The 19,060-nt window shown below is 38.9% G+C and carries 17 protein-coding genes; 6 read left to right on the top strand and 11 right to left on the bottom strand.

The features are described 5' to 3' along the window. Positions 1 to 3: 3 nt before the first annotated feature. The 4 genes from G504_RS0106195 to pdxA form a co-directional block, all read right to left on the bottom strand. Positions 4 to 1,014, bottom strand: coding sequence for a beta-ketoacyl-ACP synthase III (locus tag G504_RS0106195; protein WP_019669284.1), 1,011 nt, complete (start codon positions 1,012 to 1,014; stop codon positions 4 to 6). A 172-nt stretch (positions 1,015 to 1,186) separates the two neighbouring features. Further along, positions 1,187 to 1,384, bottom strand: a complete 198-nt coding sequence (gene rpmF / locus G504_RS0106200) for a 50S ribosomal protein L32 (protein WP_019669285.1) — start codon at positions 1,382 to 1,384, stop codon at positions 1,187 to 1,189. 8 nt (positions 1,385 to 1,392) lie between these two features. Beyond that, positions 1,393 to 1,923 carry a YceD family protein gene (locus tag G504_RS0106205; protein WP_019669286.1) on the bottom strand — a complete coding sequence of 177 codons (531 nt, stop codon included), beginning with the start codon at positions 1,921 to 1,923 and terminating at the stop codon, positions 1,393 to 1,395. Between the two features lie 118 nt (positions 1,924 to 2,041). Beyond that, on the bottom strand, positions 2,042 to 3,088 hold the full coding sequence (gene pdxA / locus G504_RS0106210) for a 4-hydroxythreonine-4-phosphate dehydrogenase PdxA (RefSeq protein ID WP_019669287.1): 1,047 nt from the start codon (positions 3,086 to 3,088) through the stop codon (positions 2,042 to 2,044). Between the two features lie 58 nt (positions 3,089 to 3,146). Here pdxA and G504_RS0106215 point away from each other — a divergent pair, with 58 nt between their 5' ends. Then, complete coding sequence (locus G504_RS0106215) at positions 3,147 to 3,737, top strand: riboflavin synthase (protein ID WP_019669288.1); 591 nt, start codon at positions 3,147 to 3,149, stop codon at positions 3,735 to 3,737. A gap of 52 nt (positions 3,738 to 3,789) precedes the next feature. Here G504_RS0106215 and G504_RS0106220 read toward each other — a convergent pair whose 3' ends face one another. Both G504_RS0106220 and G504_RS0106225 read right to left on the bottom strand, forming a co-directional pair. After that, complete coding sequence (locus tag G504_RS0106220; protein WP_026348427.1) at positions 3,790 to 4,878, bottom strand: acyltransferase family protein; 1,089 nt, start codon at positions 4,876 to 4,878, stop codon at positions 3,790 to 3,792. 4 nt (positions 4,879 to 4,882) lie between these two features. Continuing rightward, entirely contained in the window at positions 4,883 to 6,694 is a 1,812-nt protein-coding gene (locus tag G504_RS0106225) for a sodium:solute symporter family protein (protein WP_019669290.1), read from the bottom strand. A gap of 92 nt (positions 6,695 to 6,786) precedes the next feature. Here G504_RS0106225 and G504_RS0106230 point away from each other — a divergent pair, with 92 nt between their 5' ends. Further along, positions 6,787 to 7,524 (top strand): sulfite exporter TauE/SafE family protein, encoded by a 738-nt coding sequence (locus G504_RS0106230; RefSeq protein WP_019669291.1) that lies wholly within the window; start codon positions 6,787 to 6,789, stop codon positions 7,522 to 7,524. Here the strand turns inward: G504_RS0106230 and G504_RS0106235 are convergent. Beyond that, entirely contained in the window at positions 7,508 to 8,359 is an 852-nt protein-coding gene (locus G504_RS0106235) for an endonuclease/exonuclease/phosphatase family protein (protein WP_019669292.1), read from the bottom strand. The two genes, G504_RS0106230 and G504_RS0106235, sit on opposite strands and share 17 nt — an antisense overlap. 11 nt (positions 8,360 to 8,370) lie before the next feature. Continuing rightward, complete coding sequence (locus tag G504_RS0106240) at positions 8,371 to 9,747, bottom strand: glucoamylase family protein (RefSeq protein ID WP_051089565.1); 1,377 nt, start codon at positions 9,745 to 9,747, stop codon at positions 8,371 to 8,373. Between the two features lie 163 nt (positions 9,748 to 9,910). Here G504_RS0106240 and G504_RS0106245 point away from each other — a divergent pair, with 163 nt between their 5' ends. Next, a complete protein-coding gene (locus tag G504_RS0106245; protein WP_019669294.1) occupies positions 9,911 to 10,246 on the top strand; it encodes a tellurite resistance TerB family protein in 336 nt (111 codons plus the stop codon). A gap of 128 nt (positions 10,247 to 10,374) precedes the next feature. Here G504_RS0106245 and G504_RS0106255 read toward each other — a convergent pair whose 3' ends face one another. Continuing rightward, a complete protein-coding gene (locus G504_RS0106255; protein ID WP_019669296.1) occupies positions 10,375 to 10,878 on the bottom strand; it encodes a nuclear transport factor 2 family protein in 504 nt (167 codons plus the stop codon). Between the two features lie 390 nt (positions 10,879 to 11,268). On the opposite strand from G504_RS0106255, the gene G504_RS0106260 reads away from it, so the two are divergent. Next, entirely contained in the window at positions 11,269 to 11,493 is a 225-nt protein-coding gene (locus tag G504_RS0106260; protein WP_019669298.1) for a hypothetical protein, read from the top strand. A gap of 77 nt (positions 11,494 to 11,570) precedes the next feature. On the opposite strand, the gene G504_RS0106265 is transcribed toward G504_RS0106260, so the two are convergent. Beyond that, positions 11,571 to 12,884 carry a DUF418 domain-containing protein gene (locus G504_RS0106265; RefSeq protein ID WP_019669299.1) on the bottom strand — a complete coding sequence of 438 codons (1,314 nt, stop codon included), beginning with the start codon at positions 12,882 to 12,884 and terminating at the stop codon, positions 11,571 to 11,573. 119 nt (positions 12,885 to 13,003) lie between these two features. Further along, positions 13,004 to 14,065 carry a hypothetical protein gene (locus tag G504_RS0106270; protein ID WP_040443814.1) on the bottom strand — a complete coding sequence of 354 codons (1,062 nt, stop codon included), beginning with the start codon at positions 14,063 to 14,065 and terminating at the stop codon, positions 13,004 to 13,006. A 191-nt stretch (positions 14,066 to 14,256) separates the two neighbouring features. On the opposite strand from G504_RS0106270, the gene G504_RS0106275 reads away from it, so the two are divergent. Then, complete coding sequence (locus G504_RS0106275) at positions 14,257 to 15,591, top strand: YfcC family protein (protein WP_026348428.1); 1,335 nt, start codon at positions 14,257 to 14,259, stop codon at positions 15,589 to 15,591. Between the two features lie 207 nt (positions 15,592 to 15,798). Continuing rightward, the gene (locus G504_RS0106285; RefSeq protein ID WP_019669302.1) at positions 15,799 to 19,059 is read left to right on the top strand and encodes a S41 family peptidase; all 3,261 of its coding nucleotides are present in this window, start codon (positions 15,799 to 15,801) and stop codon (positions 19,057 to 19,059) included. The last annotated feature ends 1 nt before the right edge of the window (position 19,060 follow it).

A 19,060-nucleotide genomic window follows, 5' to 3' on the forward strand; every position in this document is an offset into this window, starting at 1 on the left:
ATTCTATTTTGATTCGTTATTGCTGTTATATGCCCATTTTAAGTATATGGATCCCCAGGTAAATCCGCCACCAAAAGCCGCAAATACCAGGTTATCGCCTTTTTTTAGTTTCGATTCGTAATCAGAAAGTAATAATGGTAATGTTGCCGAAGTTGTATTACCATATCTTTCTATATTCATCATCACCTTCGAGTCTTCCAATTCCATTCTTTTTGCAGTGGCATCAATTATTCTCTTATTCGCCTGATGTGGTATTAACCAATCTACATCGTCATGTGTAAGGTTATTTCGTTCCATTATTTTTGCGGCCACATCTGCCATATTTGAAACGGCAAATTTAAAAACCGATTTTCCGTCCTGATAAACATAGTGTAATTTATTTTTAACGGTTTCTTCGGAGGAAGGCATTAAAGAGCCCCCCGCTTCAATCCTCAAAAATTCTCTGCCTGAACCATCAGATCTCAAATATTCATCCTGCAGGCCCAATCCCTCAAAATTTGGCTCGAAGAGAACCGCACCCGCCCCATCCCCAAAAATAATACAGGTAGTTCTATCTGTGTAATCGAGGATAGAAGACATTTTATCGGCTCCTATCAAAAGGACCTTTTTATACTTCCCGGATTCAATATAGCGTGCTGCTGTAGACATGCCATATAGAAAGTTTGAACAGGCGGCCTGCATATCAAAAGAAAAGGCGTTCACAGCGCCTATCTTTGTTGCAACATACGCCGCTGTAGAAGCAACCGGTAAATCAGGTGTTGCTGTTCCAACAATTACCAGATCAATTTCTGCCGGGTCCAAATTAGACTTGCTTATCAGGTTTTCTGCTGCTTTAATAGCCAGGTAGGAAGTACCTTTATCTTTATCTTTTAGAATTCTTCTTTCTTTAATTCCTGTTCTGGTGGTTATCCACTCATCCGTAGTATCAACCATAGTTTCCAATATTTTATTGGTTAACCTGAAGTCTGGTAAGTATGCCCCTACAGCTGTAATTGCTGCTGTTATTCTACCCATGCTAAGTTTGGTTTATATCAAGAAACCTTAAAAAAATGGTCGAAAATCCGTGAAAAATAGTCAATTTTTAGGACTTTTTATCCAAAAAGCCAATATTTAAGAATTTTGGTCTACTCCATAAAAAAACTCCCAATCAATCATAAGTGGGAGTTTAAAATTACAGCCAGGTACACTATACTGTTTCTTCTTCTGCCTTATCAATCAGAACCTGCCCGCGGTAATACAATTTACCTTCGTGCCAATGTGCTCTGTGATAAAGGTGCAATTCTCCTGTAGTTGGATCCTTTGCAAGAGTAGGCGCAACAGCCTTATAATGAGTTCTTCTTTTATCTCTTCTTGTCCTGGATATTTTCCTTTTAGGATGTGCCATTTTGTAATCTATTTATCCGTTAGTAATTTTTTTAAAACCTCCCATCTGGGATCTATTTTATTCTTATCCTTCTTATTCTCTTTTGGTCGCAATTCTTCAAGCTTTTTTAATGCTTCCGAATTTAATGTCCCGTCTAAAACACCGGGGTGAATGCGTTTGGATGGCACTGACAATACTATCATTTCGTAAATGTATTGTGCAATATTTACCTGATGTTCCCCGTGTGGAAGAATGAGTATTTCATCATCCTCATCGTTATAGCTTTCCCCGAACTTTACCAAAAGTTTCAAAGAAGCTTCTGTTTTCTGATCGAAAGGCTCATTAGTAAGATCACAATGCAGATTTACTATGCCCTTTGTTTTCATTTCAAGTTCGAGAACCGTAGCCATTTTTTCCAACACAATGTTCAGCCCAATGGCCGCATCGTTAAATTCATGGTAATCAAAAGATTCAAAGAACGTATTATCTATATGATATTCAAACTTGTGTTTACCTTGTTTTAATCCTGCAAAAGGAATGCTGTATTCCTTATTCTTCATGACGTTATACACTAGTTTAAGGCGTGCAAAGATACTTTTTTTTTCTAAAACCCCAATTAAAATAAAAATATATTTCCCAGCTAATATCCTGTTAACAAATGGGGGTGTATTCGTTTGGTCAACGTTTCATTTTTTGTTTTTGCAATGGGTTTTTCATGAGCTTTTGAAACTCTTTCCTTTTTCTGAATATATTTATTGCCATAAAAACCGCTTCCTTAAAAGAAGCAGGGTCCGCCTCTCCTTTACCAGCTATTTCATAAGCTGTTCCATGATCAGGAGATGTGCGCACTTTTGACAAACCAGCCGTAAAATTAACCCCCTTACCAAAGGAGAGCGTTTTAAAGGGAATTAAGCCCTGATCATGATACGCTGCAAGAATTGCGTCAAAACTTCTATATGCTTCAGATCCAAAAAAACTATCAGCCGCATACGGGCCGTAAACCAAATGCCCCTCATTTGATAATTCGCGAATAACCGGCTTTAATACTTCATCATCCTCCTTCCCAATAACCCCGTTATCTCCACTGTGGGGATTAATTCCCAAAAGAGCAATCTTGGGTTTACGTATACCAAAATCCATTTTTAGGGTATTTTCCATAATCCGGATTTTATTTCGAATAAGTTCAGGAGTAATGGCTTCAGGAACATCCTTAACAGCCAGATGATCTGTGAGCAATCCAATTCTCAGATTCTCCGTAACCATAAACATTAAACTTTCCCCTTCCAACTCGCTCGCCAGGTAATCCGTGTGACCAGGAAAGTTAAATTCTTCGGTTTGTATGTTTTTTTTATTTATCGGAGCCGTAACCAGCACATCTATCTCATTATTTTTTAGAGCCCTGACAGCGGTCCGAAGCGATTTTAAAGCATAAGCGCCACTTTCTTCAGTCGCTTGTCCATAGCTGACCATTGGGTTGTCGTTCCACACATTTACCACATTGACTTTCCCTGCTATAGCTTTCTTGGCGTCCTTGACACCATTGTAGTTAATATCTATCCCAAAATCGTTCTTCCATTTCGAGATAGTCTTGTTTGAAGCAAAAATAATAGGGGTGCAAAAATCTGTCATCCTGGAATCCTCGAATGTTTTCAGGACTACTTCACCTCCTATGCCATTTAAATCCCCTATGGAAATCCCAACCCTGATTTTTTTCAATTCATCCATGTTATCAAACTCTTTATTTCTACTTTTACCAAGCAAAACTACTTATTTTAAACGATACATGTTTACAGGAATAATTGAAACTTTAGGCAAAATTCACAGATTGCGAAAAGAAGGAGGGAATCTTCATATAACAGTTAGCTCATCTATAACTGAAGAGTTAAAAATAGACCAAAGTGTATCGCACAATGGAGTATGCCTGACCGTAGTAGAAAAGGACACCCCCTATTATACGGTTACAGCCATTGACGAAACATTGCAAAAGACAAACCTATCAGAATTAAAAGAGGGGCAGGTGGTTAACCTGGAACGTGCCATGGTTATGGGCTCCAGATTAGATGGCCACCTTGTTCAGGGCCATGTAGATCAAACAGCTGTTTGCAAAAAAATAATCCGCAATAATGGTAGCTGGCTGTTCTCTTTTGAGTACGATCCGAAACATAACAATATAACAATAGAAAAGGGATCTATAACTGTCGACGGGGTAAGCCTAACAGTCGTTAATTCTGAAAAAAACGCCTTTAGTGTGGCAATTATTCCCTACACCTACGAGCATACCCGATTTAAAGAATATGAAATTGGAAGTATTGTTAATCTAGAATTTGATGTAATTGGCAAGTACGTTGCCCGTTATCTGGAATTACAATCCTGATTGGAAAATATTTTTTAAAGTTCCCTATAAATTTAAGTTAGTGCCTGAAATTTTAAACCTTTATGAATATTTTACGTCTGTACATTGCATACGCCAAGAGCAAATAGAAGGAAACTACAGTTAATCCATAAAGGAGTGAAGACAACTCAACCGACATAAAATCGTAAAGGTAAATATTCTGAAACAGCCACTGATGAAGCGTTGTTTGTTCATTAATTTCTATTGAATAGAATATTTTGGTAACAAAGCTTGACAAAAAATAAACCGTAATTGCATTAGACCCTGCATATCGGAAAATACTGCCGAATTTAAGCCCCTTAACATCCGTCAAATAATAAATTAAGGCCAAAAATATATTAGCCCAACCTGCAGTAACCAAAACAAAACTGCTACTCCAAAGCGCCTTATTAATAGGAAATACAAGGTCCCACAGATGGCCTGCAATTACTAAAACAGCTCCCATTCCTAATAGAAGAAATTCCTTTTGGGTTCTTTTCGACAAAAGAATTAACCCGGTAAAAATGCCCATCAAAGAAGTCGCTATTGAAGGCAGTGTACTTAATAATCCTTCGGGGTCATAATCATCTTTGTACATATGGGTGCCAAATACATTCAGGTCTATATAGTTAGCCCAGTTATTTGGTGCTCTCTCAAATGTTGGCTCCATCCCATTTAAAGGAATAAATCCCATCCATATCCAATACCCTAACATTAATGCTATACAAATACCGAGAAGTGCCTTCCAGTTAAAATTTATAAATAAAATTGCCGCAAAAAAGAATACTACCCCTATCCGCTGCAGAACACCAGGAAACCTGATACTTTCGAAATCCTTAATAAAAGGAAAATGGATTGTGAAGGCTCCCAGAAAAAGGCCTAAACCTATTAATTTCAAGGTTCTTATGGTGATTTTCCTGTAGGTAGAAGAGCTTGTTGTTTTATTACTATATGCAAATGCTATGGAAGTTCCTACTATAAAAAGAAAAAATGGAAAAACCAGATCTGTAGGTGTATAGCCATGCCATTCGGCATGTAAAAAAGGAGCATACACATTGGACCATGTTCCGGGTGTGTTTACCAAAATCATGAGGACGATGGTAAGGCCACGAAAAATATCGACAGAAACGATTCGTTCTTTCATAATTCTATAAAATATTTTCTTTCATTCGGTTCCAGACCCGAGCCAATAAAATGCCGGAAACAATTGCTATTACCGTTAATATGGAAGCCTGCTTAATCTCCCCGTAAATCCAATAACCAGTGGCAAACATGCAGGTATAAATAAGTACACATCCCAAAACCATAGCGGAAATACCTTGAGGAACACTCCACTTTTCATCAGGATCGGCAATGGCAACCCCATCTGAATTTGCTTCATTAATAACTTTCTTCCAGCCGGGGCCTCCGGGTTGAATTTTTTTATAGAATTCTCTTAAGACCATCTTGGATTCTGGCTGAGTCATAAAGGTAGCCGCGAGCCATATGATTGTAGTTATTAATACAACAAAAATATACTCAGACCAATCCGGAAAGACACCGGTATCTGCAGCAAATAAGAATGGCCCTATTGCAGTAAGCTTAAGAACAATAGATATTATTCCGGAAGCAAACATTGCAGTAATCTCACTCCACGCATTTATGCGCCACCAGAACCATCTCAAAATGAAAATTAACCCTGTTCCTGCGCCAAAAACCAACAATACTTCAAATAATTGAAGTGCATTTTGCAGTAGCAATGCAAGAAGAGCACTGAATACCATAAGAGCTACCGTAGACAATCTACCCACTGCAACCAATCTTTTTTCTGAAGCCTTTGGATTTATCTGTTGTTTATAAAAATCATAGACAATATAAGATGAGCCCCAGTTTAACTGAGTAGAAATTGTACTCATGTAGGCAGCAATTAAAGAAGCCAAAACCAAGCCCAGAAGTCCACTAGGTAATTTCGTAAGCATGGCAGAATAAGCCAAATCATGTCCTAATTTATCATCTGCCATGTTTGGGAATGCTTCATGAATACTGGCAATATCCGGATAAACCACTAGTGAAGCTAAAGCCACAAGAATCCATGGCCAGGGCCGCAATGCATAATGCATTATGTTAAAGAAAAAGGTTGCACCAATAGCATGGTTTTCATTTTTGGCTGCCAGCATTCTTTGCGCAATATAACCTCCACCGCCTGGTTCTGCACCCGGGTACCAGGAACTCCACCATTGTACCGCCAGGGGTATAATAAAAAGGGTTATTAATGCTTGCTTATTGCTAAAATCTGGTAGGATATTCAGTTTATCTTTGACATTTTCATTGGCCATAACTGCTTCAATACCACCTACTTCGGGTAGATTTACCAAATAATAGGCCGCTCCGATTGCACCTCCCATTGCAACAAAAAACAATAAAAAATCTGTATAAACAACCCCTTTAAAACCTCCTAGCGCACTAAAAGTCACCGTAATTAATCCTGCGCTTATTACGGTCTGCCAGGGTTCAAGTCCAAGCATTATTCCCCCAATTTTAATAGCTGCAAGTGTAACCGCAGACATGGTGATCACATTAAAAATAACCCCAAGGTAAATAGCCCGAAACTTTCTTAAAAATCTTGCCGGAGCTCCGCCATATCGTATTTCATAAAATTCCAGATCTGTATTTACATTAGATTTTCTCCAAAGCTTGGCATATACAAATACTGTTAACAGACCGGTGATAAGAAAGGCCCACCAGACCCAATTCCCTGAAACGCCATTTGTTCTTACAATATCTGTAACCAGATTCGGAGTATCTGTGGAAAATGTGGTTGCCACCATAGACAGTCCCAATAGCCACCAGGGCATAGTCCGGCCGGATAAGAAAAACTCTGATGTGTTTTTTCCGGATTTTTTTGAAACAAGAATCCCTATAAGTAGAACAATTGAGAAAAATACAATTATAAATGAATAGTCTAGTGCGCTTAGTTCCATAGTTTGGTTTTGGTCTTGGCATAAAGATATTATTTTTTAGGATACATTTGTTTTTTGTTCCATAAACCACCGAATCACTTTAACATTCTATTTTGGAAATCACAACCACCACCTGGATATTGGCTTTTTCTGCTTCCGTAATCTTGGGTATCTCTAAGGCCGGACTTAAAGGCATAGCCATTATTATTGTTACCCTTATGGCTCTGGCCTTTGGAGCAAAAGAATCAACAGGTCTTATTGTCCCTCTGCTATTGGTGGGTGATGTTTTTGCGGTGATTTACTATAACAGGCATGCACAATGGAAATATATATTACGCTTTCTGCCCTGGATGATTTTTGGTTTATTAATAGGGGTCCTGATTGGAAATAACCTTCCGGAAAGGACTTTTAAATTTGGAATGTCTGCTATAATTCTGGTAAGTGTATTGCTTATGTACTGGTGGGATCTGCGTAAATCAAAATCGGTCCCATCACATTGGGCTTTTGGAGGTTTTATGGGTGTATTGGCTGGTATTACCACTATGATAGGCAATTTAGCCGGAGCATTTTCGAATATCTATTTTTTGGCCATGCGACTGCCTAAAAATGTATTTATAGGAACGGCGGCGTGGCTGTTTCTCATTGTAAATGCCATTAAACTCCCCTTTCACATTTTTGTATGGAAAACAATTAGCCGGGAAACATTGATGATAGATTTAAAGCTCATCCCAGGTATCATATTGGGGTTATTTATAGGTGTGCGACTGGTAAAAGTTATCCGTGAAAAATTTTACAGAAAATTGATCCTTATTTTAACCGCTATAGGGGCTATCCTCATTCTGTTTCGGTAAATGATAATTTTACAAGCACCGGGAAATGATCTGAAGGGTATCTCAAATCTTTAGAATCACTTAAAATGGCATATTTATGAAACTGGAATCCAGTTTTGGAAATGAATATATAATCTATTCTCCGTGTTATGGGTTCTGAAAAATTAAAGCCATTAAACGTTCCATCAGGGCCAAAAGCCTTATCTCCGGCAAGGAGATGGCTATCCTGCATTGCGCTGGAAAGTAATAAAATACTGGGGTGATCTGGTTCCAGGTTAAGATCACCAGTTAGTATTACCGGTAAATTCTGCTTATTTAATTCTCGTATTTTTTCCATAATCAGGAAGACGCTTTCCTTTCTGGCCTCCTCTCCAATATGGTCAAAATGTGTGTTAAATACCCAAAAGTTTTGAGAACTGTTTTTAGCTTTGAATAAACCATAAGTACAGACTCGCTTTATGGCAGCATCCCATCCTTTTGAAGGCAATTCGGGTGTTCCGGAAAGCCAGAAAGTGTTTTCATCAAGCAATTCCAACTTTTCAGTATTGTAAAAAATTGCAGAAAACTCGCCATTTTTAAGTCCGTCCTCCCGCCCTTTTCCCAGATAGCTGTAACCCGGCATTCCATTCTTAATTTCTTCAAGCTGATGGAGCAAGCCTTCCTGGATTCCGAAAACTTCGGGTTCGTGAAAGTTGAGCTGACCGATTAAAAAGTCCTTTCTGTTATCCCAGCGGTTCAGGCTATCAGATGCAACATCCAAACGAATGTTATAAGAGACAACGGTTAAGTTCTGCGCATATAAATTTAGTTCCATAAATAGAAACAGCACGAGGATTATAAGGCTTCTTTGTATCATAGGTTGAATGTTTATTGCAAATAAGGACTAGAGAAATTCAACTTTTTCAGGCCGTTTTGCACATCTTCATTATTCATGAATAAATTCCATAGGAGACCAGACCGGTGGTTCTCTATCATTACCGGTATAGGCCCCTGATCTATAGCCAGGTACCTGGGAACATACCAATTATGCGTATTACTATAGGCATCATATGGTCCGTATTTTCCTATCAGTGAATCCTGTTTGGTATACAATTGTCTTAAAAAGTCTGTACTTTGTTCCGGAGTATATGGCATTGAAGACAAGGCTGCTGTGGGCGAAATAACTCCCAGGTCATTTGTTGGTTGGTGCGCTGCATAACCGGTCATTGAATAACTGGAGGTTAACCCCCATTGATTTTTACCATATCCGTCAAAATTCAAAGGATTATCCAAACAATATGCATAATGGATTGATGCATGATTTGTATTTAATTTCCAATAATCAGCAAATTGGTCTTGCAGGCCTTTAGGATCCAGTCCTAAGTAAGAATAATGTGCCCAAAACAATGGTCCTACCGGCTGATTACTGAACTCATAATGGTCTAGCTCCGTCTCCAGTCCATAAAAGGTAGTGTCGTTAAGAATAGCGCCTGCCCTGGCCCATCCGTTCTCATATACTTCTTTCTCTATTCCGTGGGTTGGAGATGCTGCGGCCAAAATATAAACGATAAGACATTCATTGTAACCGCCAATCGGGAAATTCATTTCCCATCCATATTGTGGACTCCAATGCCAATAAAGGACCTGTTCTCCTCCCCTTGTGTACCAATCCCATTCTACTTCTTCCCATAGTTTCGTAATCCTTGTTGCCAGTTCTTTTTCCTGTGGTTCAGATTCATTCAGATACTCCTTAACGGTTAGCAAACCCTGTACCAAAAAGGCCGTTTCAACCAGGTCGCCACCATTATCAGCGGGACTAAAAGGATAAACCGTACCATCGGGATTTAGCCAATGCGGCCATGCACCATGAAACCGATCGGCATTCTCAAGGAAATCAATGATTTTTGTATATCGCTCAACGGCATCTTCCCTGCTGATAAAACCCCGCTCAATACCTACAAGAATGGCCATTAATCCAAATCCGGATCCGCCGGATGTTATAATATCTTTTGAATGGTCAGGGTAGTTGTTGTCTGTATGAAGACGTTCCCTGGCAAGCCCAGAAACAGGTTCTGCCCCGTCCCAGAAATAATTAAAAGTCTGTTCCTGGACCATATCTAACAATTCTGCATCTGTAAATGATGTTTCACCCTCAATAGCAGCCCTATTTCTTTCGTCCTCATTAGGTTTTTGATTGTTGCAGCCTAAAGGAAAGAATATACAAAGCAAGATTGCCGCCCACGGGGTAAAGAATTTATTTGTCATGCCTTGCTCTTGTATATTTTCATTACAAAAGGTACGAAACATTTTTTAGTATTCTGCCTTATAGAAAGCCTTTAAAAAGGATGTACAAATGACTTTTTTTGATTACCTTGTATTACCCAATTTTTAGCAAAAAATAATCATATCAACTGTAGAAAGAGAAATAATGAAATTTAATTTAGCTGAGAAACTAGCCATAGTAAAAGCCATTGATGAGGTTATTCTGGTAGATGGAAAAGTCAGTAAAAGTGAAATCGACTTCCTGACACAATTAATGGATATTCTTAAATTTGACCGAATTCTGATAGAAGAAGCCAGGAAAATTACCGCCAAAGAGTGCATGGAAGTGTTGAAAGCCATGCCAGAGAATAAAAAACATGCATTAGGCGTAATGTTAAGTGAGATGGCCAATGCCGACGGGGAATTCAGCGAAGACGAATACCGTCTTGTTTTTAATATCCTCCTGGAAGCGGGGATAGATATTGAATCTGCCCTTGATTAGGCAAGCATGGTGTTTTTTTTTATTGCAAACACCAAAATTGAAAAATCCGACTTATTTCTAAATAAATCGGATTTTTCATTGTAAAAAACTTCCAGGGTCATTATACCCATGGAAAATACGAAGCATTGCTAAAATTCTTTTGTCAGATCAGCTGTGTCATACCATTCTGCCTGGTGTGTAATTTTGCCTTCTTCATTAAAAAAGAGGACAGAGTACCATTTTAATCTGGAATCTTTTCCCGTTTCGGCATTTACCGATTTCCAAAGTCCGTAAACACGAACATCTCCATTGGGTTTTTGATCCTCCCCCAAGCCCGCAAAATACTGCGCGTCTGTTAGTTCTTTGTTGTTATACGCTTTCATAAAACCTTTCATAGCCTCTTCCCAGGTTGCTCTGGGCAAAGAGTCGCTCCCCACACTGGGCGGTGACCAGATAAAATCATCGGTAACATATTGCCCAAAGTTGAGGGAATCATTATTAGAAAATGCTTCCAAAAATGCCTTGGTGGTTTCTACATTCTTAAGGAATATTACCATATTTGGATCGGGCATAGGCGCTGGTGGTTCCTGTACCTTTTCCTGGCAACTCGCCAAAAGTACAATAGCGGTAAATAAAAAAATAGCTTTTTTCATGTGTTTCATTAATTGGTTAATAGTAATAATTAAAAGTTCCTACAATGGAATGTACTTCAAGGATATAATCTTTAAAGGCGCAATCAAAACCAGGTGGGATGAATCCATGCTTTTATTGTCCGAACGCAGTCTTTTCTTTACCCGGTAAAATTATCCGCCCTAAAATTTCATTATTCTTGATTTTGCCATGCAGAACAATAAAAAGAAACCATCCAACAAAATTTTGGTTCTCAAAAATACTTTAGTAATTTCCTAAAGATTGGCATTCATTAGATGAACTTAAATATAAAATACACCATAAAATTATTCAGAGGGTTCAGGCAGCAATTGATTCATTAAAAGAACCTAAAAAAATACCTGCTCTACGCCATTGGTGAAATTTTACTGGTAATGATCGGGATTTTACTTGCTTTTCAGGTAGATAACTGGAATGAAGACCGGGTGAAAAAAATCCCTGAAGTAACTGATCCTGAACAAATTTACTCTGTGGAATTTCAAAACCTGACCCACTTATTGCTTCAGGCCATGACAGAAAAAGATCAAACCTATAAATCCGGCATCGCAGAAATCGATGAAATTTTGGCGTTGATAGATGCCGAGCTAAAGGATAACTAGATATCCAAAAACGTCAAAATATACTTATAGATTTGAAAAATTAAGGGAAGTCTGATAAACTCCCCTTCTACTGAAAATTATTTTGGAATCTGCCTTTTAAATGGTTGTATTTGTTTGTAGGTGAGTGACCTCCAAAGCCATTCCAACGGTCCAAACCTATAATATTTTAGCCATATTGGACTAATTATCAACTGAAAAATCCAAATTGAAACCACCACATAATACAGCTCATAGCGCTGTAATTCTCCAAACATAGAAAATCCTATTCCTGTAAAAATTATTGCACAAATAACCGAGTGCATAATGTAGTTGGTTAGTGCCATGCGGCCAACCGCGGCTAGTGACTTTTTTAAAAACCCAATGATGTTTAATTTGCAAAAAATCATAACCAGTCCTATATGACCAAAAGAAACTGCTATTCTCCCTATAGCATATGTGAGTTTTGCCTTATGGAATGAGAGAACAGAGAAATTATCATTCAGAATTAGCATGGTCTCATAGTAATTTACAGAAAGACCAACCCCATAACCAATAAGTGACATTATAAGGTAGGATTTATAACTTAGCTCTGCCGTAATTACTCTTAGTTTATACAAGGCTATTCCCAATAACATCATGGCCAGTATGTCCCAGGGATTATAATCGTAATTAAAAGTGCTTTGTATTAACCTGTTTACAGGGGCGAGAAACAAGACAATATCAATATAGCCCTTATGCATGCTAGCCGTATCTTCCTGCACTTTTGCTTCAGGAGTTTTCATGTCAGACACTATTGCTTCCCAGGCTTCTTTCCCGTTTTTTATATCCTCAGGAATATCCGATTCATCATCGTAAGACTGCGCCATGGTATATTGTTCCTCATATTTCATGTCTTTAGAATAGCTATAGCTTGCCAAAGCAACTCCAATTAGTGTAAGGGCGGCGGCGGCTATAATCAACTTTTTGGGGGAAGTGTTTCTAAATGGAAATAGAAACAGACCATAGAGGCCATATGCAAATAAGATATCACCAACCCATAAAATCAGATACCCGTGGATGATTCCAAAAATAAGCAACCATATGGTTCTTCGATAGTAAATATCGGCTACCTCAAGACCTCCACCTTTATTGATCATTCTTGAGGTCATGAGCACCATCCCTACACCAAAGAGCATGGAGAACATAGCTCTCATGGTGCCCTCGAAAAACATATTGTTCATAATCCAGACATAAAGGTTGTAACCTTCATACCCTCCCTGTATAGTAGGGTCTTCATAGGCCCAAAATACCAGGCCAAAACCCGTAATGTTCATTAACAAAATTCCCAGAAGGGCAACGCCTCTTAGGACATCAAGAGATTTTATTCGTTCAGCGCCCGTAACAGGGCCAAGTTGGTTGGTTATTTCATTCATATCAGTTGGTTTGGTTGTTTAGTAAAAAAGACTTCCCTTAAATCAGAAAGCCTTACTTAAAATTAATGTCGGGAAGATACACCTAATTGCTCAATCCCTTTTTATTTACATGAAAGTAATTATTTAACCCTGATGCGGTCTATTATATTTCTTTCGAATTTTTTATCATCCTCCAGAATTTTAAAAAAAGATGCTATATACTCTTCGGCCATGGATAGCTGAGCCGGATCCCGGAAGTAGGTTTTCAAACTGTCAATTGTGGCAAAAATTCGTTCCTTTTTATCGAGGTAGATCTGACGTACCATTTGAAATACTTCTTCATCCCTCATATACCCTTTATACGCCCGCTGTGTAACATGATCTATTTGTACAGGTATGTTCTGAATATTAGACACTGTTGCGTAATGCGTATTCACCAACCCTGACATATCAAAATCGTAAGGAACCGAAATAATCTTATCATCAATAAACAAAAGTCGCTGATTGTGTTGAACTCTTGTAGAATAGTCTGTGTTTCCTATCATGTATTCAAAAAATGCATTTTCTACAGCAAAAACAGCATCATGCTGTAAGGGGTGGATAACCCTTTTAATCTGCTTTCCATTTACACGCTCTGCTACATTATCAATATCCTCAATTAAAAAGCCCTGGACCTGGTGTTCCTTTATTCGTTGTCCTCTCTCTTCAAGAAATTCAACGTCCACCAATCTGGTTTTGAAATGATAAGGTGAAATTACTTCAAATAGCTTATAGGCCAAATACTCTTTCAGAACATAGTCATTTCCATTTCTTCCCTCCAGGCATGGCAGCACAACCTTCAGTTTTTTGTTTCCCGCAAAGGGTGTCCCTTTTGCTTCAGATTTTTTTAGTTTGATGCGCAAGGGAACATAATAACAGTTATTACGCCTGAAATTACCACGGGCTCTAAGCTTCATATTAATGGAGTCCCATAGTTTTTGTTTACCCTTGTACCAAAGCACAGAAGTCATATAGGTGCTGTCATTGGTTTGTGCTCTAAGGTTTTTGGCAGAGAATTTTAGTTTTAAAGCCAATTGTTCCTGATCCTTAAATAATGTTGTGGTTTCCTTAAAATCAGTGCCAATAGCTTCCTGAGGTAGCAAAAAATGACCGAACGTCAAATTAACGATAAGAAGAAAGATAAGTTTTGTTTGGCTTTTCATACTGCCATTTTCAGCTTTCTTAAATATAATCAATTAAATTTCAACATACTATGGCTTTGAACTTCCTCTGATCCATTTGCAACTACAATTTTAGATTAGCCGGAATCCCCGGATGTTTCGTGCCAACTTTAAAAAACAAAAATTTTAATCGCTAACTTTCCGTGGTAAATCAACCTAAAACCTCCCTTGTAATGAAAAAGTTTCCGAATGCCCTTGTCATTATGATCGGGTTTATTCTATTTGCCGCAATCTTGACCTACATCATTCCTCAGGGCGAATACCAAAGGGTTCTTAATCCGGCAACCAATCAGCTTGTTGTTGTAAACGACTCCTATCAGGAGATAGATGCGCCATCTGTTTCCCTTTGGGATACTTTTATGTCTATCCCGGAAGGGTTTATCAATAGAGCGGATTTAATTGCACTTATATTATTAATTGGAGGAAGTTTTTATGTCATAGAAAGAACCGGAGCTTTAAAGGATGGCATTGAATTTCTAACGATGCTCTTACAGGGAAAGGAAGAAATAGCTCTGATTGTGGTTTCCCTGGCTTTTCTTGCAGGGGGTGCATTAAGTGGGTTGCAGGAGGAAATTATTGCCATGACCCCAGTGCTTTTATATTTATCATCCAGACTGGGTTATAATTCGTTTGTGGCAGTGGCAATAAGTTATGGTTCCGCAATATTGGGAGCCTCATTTAGTCCTATTAACCCTTTTGCAGTAGTTATCGCCCAAAAAGAGACAGGTCTGGAGTTTTTATCGGGTAGTGGTTTCCGTCTAGTGGTTATGGCGATAGCATTTTGCATATGGATGTTTATGGTAATCAGATATGCCAATAAAAATAAGGTTGTTAGTGAAGAAGAGCACATTTTTGAAAAAAAGAACCTGAATACACGAAGTGCAATAATCCTGGGGTTGGTAGCAATAGCATTTGTTATTTTAATTATAGGTATCCTGCAATACAATTGGGGTTTTAATGAAATGTCTGCAGAGTTTTTTATTCTGGCTCTTGTGGTAGGCTTAATAGGGAAACTAGGGGTAAATGGCACTAGCCTGGCCTATATTGACGGTTTTAAAGCCATGATTTTTGCCTCAATGATCGTTGGCTTATCGAGCAGTATTTCTATAATCCTTGAGCAGGGCATGATTATAGACAGCATTATTTATGGACTCTTTACCCCTATGCAATATCTTCCCAAAAGCATGTCGGCCATTTCCATGATGATATCACAATCGCTTCTGCATTTTGTAGTGCCCAGCTATTCCGGTCAGGCCGTTTTAACTATGCCCATACTGGCTCCTTTGTCTGATCTCATAGGAATTTCAAGGCAGGTATGTGTTTTGGCCTATCAATATGGTGCAGTAATGACGGATCTGATTATCCCTACCAACGGAGGTTTGATGGCTGTACTTGCCATTGCAGGGATCTCATTTGACAAATGGTTTAAATTTGCCCTTAAACTTGTCCTTGTTATTTTGGGCATAAGTGCAATAGCGCTGGTGACCGGTATCTCTTTGGGTCTGTAACTTCCCATAAACCAATTCACTTTTAGCAGATAATCCTAAGAATCTGTTTTATATTTTGGAACTGAATTATGGCCAATAGCAATAGGTCCGGGTTCAGGCACAAAGTTTTTCCGCAAAGGTTTTGAATATTTAACACCTTGTAAATCATGTCAGTTTCCAGGTAATCCATATTTTTACTTATTCATCAAAACGAAATCCAACAAAGTCATGAAAAAAGCATATTTAGTTTTAGTATTTGCATTACTCATTTATGGATTTGCAAGCGCTCAAATTAGCGGGAGTTTAATGCAGCATCCCGATGTTTCTGACACTCATGTTACATTTGTTTATGGGGATGATGTATGGGTTTCCCCAAAATCCGGGGGTTTGGCCAGTAGGTTAAGTTCTCCCGAAGGATCTGAAAGTTATCCTAGATTTTCTCCGGATGGTACTATGATAGCCTACACGGCCAACTATCATGGAAATAGCGATATTTATCTTATCAACACATATGGTGGCATTCCCAGGCGTCTAACCTATCATGGCATGTCTGACAGGGTTCTTGGATGGACTCCAGACGGTAAGCATGTGCTGTTTGCATCCTCAAGAGAAAGTGGCCGGCAAAGCTTTAGTCAATTTTATACTATTTCAATAGCCGGAGGATCGCCTGAAAAATTACCAATCCCCTATGGGCAATTTGCTTCATTTTCGCCGGATGGACAAAAAATAGCCTATACGGACAAATCGCGCGTAAACAGAAATTGGAAAAGGTATCGCGGTGGTCGCGCAGCAGATATTATGGTCTTTGATCTCACTACGTTTGCGACAGAAAATATAACCAATAACAATGCAAATGATGAATTGCCAATGTGGAATGGAGATGCAATTTATTACATGTCCGATAACGGTCCCAATAAACGAAATAACCTGTGGAAATATGATCTAACCGGAAGGGCTAATTCACAGTTAACAAATTTTAAAGATTTTGATATTACTTTTCCGGAAAGCAGTTCCTCTGATATTATTTTTGAAGCTGGTGGAAAATTGTATTTATACAATTTAACTTCGGCCACTACAACGGAATTAAACATTGAGATAATATCAGATCAAAGGGGACTCCTCCCGGAACAAAAGAATGTTGCTTCCTTTATACAAAATTCAACCTTATCGCCGGATGGCAACAGGCTTATAGTTCAGGCAAGGGGTGAATTATTCAATTTACCTGCTACAGAAGGTTTTGTTGCTAATATTTCTTCTACCTCGGGTAGTGCCGAGCGCAAACCGGCATGGTCCCCTGATGGAAATTCTGTGGCTTGCTGGAGCGATGCATCCGGTGAATATCAATTGATGATATACGACATGACCGGCAACAAACAACCTAAAACCATAACAAACTTTGCCAGTGGCTTCAATTATTCCATTTATTGGTCTCCCGACAGTAAAAAAATTGTCTATGTAGATCAATCTATGACCATAAATTATATTGATATCAATACCGCTGAGGTAATTAAGGTGGATCAAGGTAAAAGAATGTTCGAAGGTGTCTTACGCAATTTTAGCGTAACATGGTCCCCGGATAGCAAATGGATTGCTTATTCCAGGAGAAATGATAATATGGCCACCACTGCCATATTTCTATATAACACGGAAAACAAAAAAGTATCTCAGCTTACCTCGGGTTATTATTCAGATTTTTCTCCGGCCTTTAGCGCAGATGGCAAACATCTTTTCTTTGGAACCAATAGGACCTTCCGGCCGGTATATTCAGATCTGGATAATACTTTTATCTATCCAAACACCAGCAAAATAGCCGTTGGAACCTTAAGCAAATCTGAAAAATCTTTGCTGGCAGTAAAAAATGACGAGGTAGAAGCGCCAGAAAAGGATGAAGAGAAAGAAGATGATAAGAAGAGTAGTAAAAAAGATAAAGAAACCAAAAAAGGGATTGAACCTACCCTCATTGATATCGATGGATTTGAGAGTCGGGTGGAAATGTTAGACGCAGCCCCTGGGAATTTAGGCGATCTAAAGGCCGTGGAAGATAAGCTTTTATTTATGCGGCGCCCAAATTCAGGTTCTCCCGAAGGTATTGAGCAGTCGCTTGATTATTATGATTTTAAAGAAAGAGAAGTTAAAACCATAATCCGTGATGTTACCAATTTTAAGGTTTCTGCAGATGGCAAAAAAGTATTGGTTACCCAGGATCAAAAACTGGCAGTAATTGATATTAAAGCTGATCAGAAAATTGAGAAAACGGTCCCTACGGAAAATATGATAATGAATGTGGTTCCTAAAGAAGAGTGGAAACAGCTATTTAATGATGTATGGCGCTTTGAGCGCGACTATTTCTACGATCCAAATATGCATGGGGTAGACTGGAACAAAATGAAAACCCAATATGGGCAATTGGTAGATCAGTCTAGTTCGCGAAGTGATGTAAATATTATTATCGGCGATCTTATCGCAGAGTTGAATGCGTCTCATACCTACAATGGAGGTGGCGATATAAGCCGGGGAAAAAGAATGAATGTTGGTTATTTGGGTGCTGATTTTAGCTTGGAAAATGGACACTACAGAATAAAAAAAATAATCTCCGGCGCCCCCTGGGATGTAGAAGTACGTTCACCTTTAGAAAAACCCGGTGTAGAGGTAAAAGAAGGGGATTACATTCTGGCGGTAAATGGCCAGCCCATAGATCCAACAAAACCAATTTTTGCTTCATTTCAGGGATTGGCCGATATGGCTGTACAAATCACTGTAAACAGTAGTCCGTCACTAATAGATTCTAAAAATATTATTGTAAAACCAATGCACTCCGAAACCAGGTTGCGACATTTATCCTGGATAGAAAGTAATCGCCGGCGCGTAGACAGGGAAACCAATGGCAAGATTGGGTACGTCTATGTACGCAGTACCGGGCGAGATGGTCAAAATGAACTGGTTAGGCAATTTTATGCCCAGATGAATAAAGAAGGTATGATCATAGATGAACGTTTCAATAGCGGCGGACAAATACCTGACAGATTTATTGAATTATTGGATCGCAAACCTTTGGCCTTTTGGGCCGTTAGAGATGGCAGCGACTGGTCATGGCCCCCTGCCGGTAATTTTGGGCCAAAAGTAATGCTTATCAATGGCTTTAGCGGTTCCGGAGGAGATGCCTTTCCGGATTATTTTAAAAAGAGAGGCCTTGGACCACTTATCGGCACTCGCACATGGGGCGGTTTGATTGGAATTTCCGGAACTCCTAATCTAATAGACAATGGAATCATTACCGTGCCTACTTTTAGAATGTATGACCCGGATGGCACCTGGTTCAAAGAAGGACACGGTGTAGATGCGGATATAGAGGTCGTAGAAGATTTTCAAAAATTGGCAAACGGCACGGATGCACAGCTTGAAGCCGGTATAAAAGAAGTTATGAAATTACTTAACAGTAATAACAGCTTTAAAAAGCCTGCCAGACCGGCTTATGAAAACCGCAATTAGG

The sequence above is a fragment of the Eudoraea adriatica DSM 19308 genome (assembly GCF_000382125.1).
Classification (GTDB): domain Bacteria; phylum Bacteroidota; class Bacteroidia; order Flavobacteriales; family Flavobacteriaceae; genus Eudoraea; species Eudoraea adriatica.

Coding starts and splice junctions, on each gene's coding strand:
- G504_RS0106195 (WP_019669284.1), bottom strand. CDS start 1,014: ATGGGTAGAATAACAGCAGCAATTACAGCTGTAGGGGCATACTTACCA.
- rpmF (WP_019669285.1), bottom strand. CDS start 1,384: ATGGCACATCCTAAAAGGAAAATATCCAGGACAAGAAGAGATAAAAGA.
- G504_RS0106205 (WP_019669286.1), bottom strand. CDS start 1,923: ATGAAGAATAAGGAATACAGCATTCCTTTTGCAGGATTAAAACAAGGT.
- pdxA (WP_019669287.1), bottom strand. CDS start 3,088: ATGGATGAATTGAAAAAAATCAGGGTTGGGATTTCCATAGGGGATTTA.
- G504_RS0106215 (WP_019669288.1), top strand. CDS start 3,147: ATGTTTACAGGAATAATTGAAACTTTAGGCAAAATTCACAGATTGCGA.
- G504_RS0106220 (WP_026348427.1), bottom strand. CDS start 4,878: ATGAAAGAACGAATCGTTTCTGTCGATATTTTTCGTGGCCTTACCATC.
- G504_RS0106225 (WP_019669290.1), bottom strand. CDS start 6,694: ATGGAACTAAGCGCACTAGACTATTCATTTATAATTGTATTTTTCTCA.
- G504_RS0106235 (WP_019669292.1), bottom strand. CDS start 8,359: ATGATACAAAGAAGCCTTATAATCCTCGTGCTGTTTCTATTTATGGAA.
- G504_RS0106240 (WP_051089565.1), bottom strand. CDS start 9,747: ATGACAAATAAATTCTTTACCCCGTGGGCGGCAATCTTGCTTTGTATA.
- G504_RS0106245 (WP_019669294.1), top strand. CDS start 9,911: ATGAAATTTAATTTAGCTGAGAAACTAGCCATAGTAAAAGCCATTGAT.
- G504_RS0106255 (WP_019669296.1), bottom strand. CDS start 10,878: ATGAAAAAAGCTATTTTTTTATTTACCGCTATTGTACTTTTGGCGAGT.
- G504_RS0106260 (WP_019669298.1), top strand. CDS start 11,269: ATGATCGGGATTTTACTTGCTTTTCAGGTAGATAACTGGAATGAAGAC.
- G504_RS0106265 (WP_019669299.1), bottom strand. CDS start 12,884: ATGAATGAAATAACCAACCAACTTGGCCCTGTTACGGGCGCTGAACGA.
- G504_RS0106270 (WP_040443814.1), bottom strand. CDS start 14,065: ATGAAAAGCCAAACAAAACTTATCTTTCTTCTTATCGTTAATTTGACG.
- G504_RS0106275 (WP_026348428.1), top strand. CDS start 14,257: ATGAAAAAGTTTCCGAATGCCCTTGTCATTATGATCGGGTTTATTCTA.
- G504_RS0106285 (WP_019669302.1), top strand. CDS start 15,799: ATGAAAAAAGCATATTTAGTTTTAGTATTTGCATTACTCATTTATGGA.